The sequence below is a fragment of the Paenibacillus sp. MAEPY2 genome, assembly GCF_000499205.1.
Lineage (GTDB): Bacteria > Bacillota > Bacilli > Paenibacillales > Paenibacillaceae > Paenibacillus > Paenibacillus vandeheii.
In genome coordinates, this window is record NZ_AWUK01000123.1 from 1 (window position 1) to 1211 (window position 1211).

Below are 1211 nucleotides of genomic sequence, written 5' to 3' on the forward strand. Positions count from 1 at the left end.
CCTGCCATGTGTTGTTCTTCCGGCGTGTGTGGTCCGGGTGTTGATCCGGAACTGATTCGTGTATCTGCTGTCGTCCATAATTTGCAAAAGAAACAGTTTCAGGTATCCCGTTATAACTTAACCAGTGAACCTGATGCTTTTGTGGCAAGTCCGCTCGTAGGACAGCTTTTGGCTGAAAAGGGTCCTCAAGTGCTGCCCATTATCATTGTAGATGGTCAAGTGGTAAAGGAAAATGGTTATCCAAGCAACGAAGAATTCGTTCAATGGACCGGTTTGACGGAAGAAGAACTGGTGGCTAAGCCGAGAATACGTCTTGAAGTCAAAACCAAATCCGAGCTTTAGGAAAGAAGGTCCTCTCAACATGTTAAACCGATTTGAACCGAAATCCATGTCGTTAACCCCTTATCTGTTTTTTACCGGAAAAGGGGGCGTAGGCAAGACGTCTACGGCTTGTGCAACAGCCGTATCGCTTGCCGATTCGGGGAAGCGTGTTTTGCTGGTGAGCACCGATCCAGCTTCTAACCTACAGGATGTTTTTGGTATGGAGCTCTCTAATCACCCCGTACCTGTAATTGGAATGAATAATCTGGATGCCGCCAATCTCGATCCTGAAACCGCCGCTAATGAGTACAAAGCTGAAATGGTTGGGCCATACCGCGGCGTGCTTCCAGATACAGTGATCGCCACGATGGAAGAGCAATTATCTGGAGCCTGTACGGTTGAAATAGCTGCCTTTAATGAGTTCAGTTCCATGCTGACTAATCAAGAACTGCGAGAGCAGTATGATCACATCTTGTTCGATACGGCTCCGACAGGGCACACGCTGCGTTTGTTGCAATTGCCGACCGCCTGGAGCGGGTTTTTATCTGAAAGTACGCATGGCGCTTCCTGTCTGGGACCGCTTGCCGGTCTGGAAGCGAAAAAAACATTATATGAGGATGCCGTCCAAACCTTGTCTGATTCCAATGAGACGACACTTGTACTGGTGACTCGTCCGGATGATTCGCCGCTGAAGGAAGCTGCGCGGGCATCGCAAGAGCTTGGAGAGATCGGTATTCAGAATCAGTTATTGATCGTGAACGGGATGCTTTCTTCGGTTGTCGAGCAGGATACAGTTTCTTCTGCTTTTTACGGTCGACAGGTACGTGCATTGGAGAAACTTCCTGAAGCTGTTCAGCAGCTTCCAATCTATCAAATTCCTCTAGCGCCGT

General features: G+C 48.6%; 2 protein-coding genes. Both read left to right on the forward strand.

Going from position 1 to position 1211, the window contains the following annotated elements; genetic code table 11:
• On the forward strand, nucleotides 1–342 hold a 342-nt coding region (arsD, locus tag P364_RS0134890; RefSeq protein ID WP_024634536.1), incomplete at its 5' end, for an arsenite efflux transporter metallochaperone ArsD.
• A gap of 19 nt (nucleotides 343–361) precedes the next feature.
• Nucleotides 362–1211: TRC40/GET3/ArsA family transport-energizing ATPase (locus tag P364_RS0134895; RefSeq protein WP_024634537.1), on the forward strand; the 850-nt coding region annotated here is incomplete at its 3' end.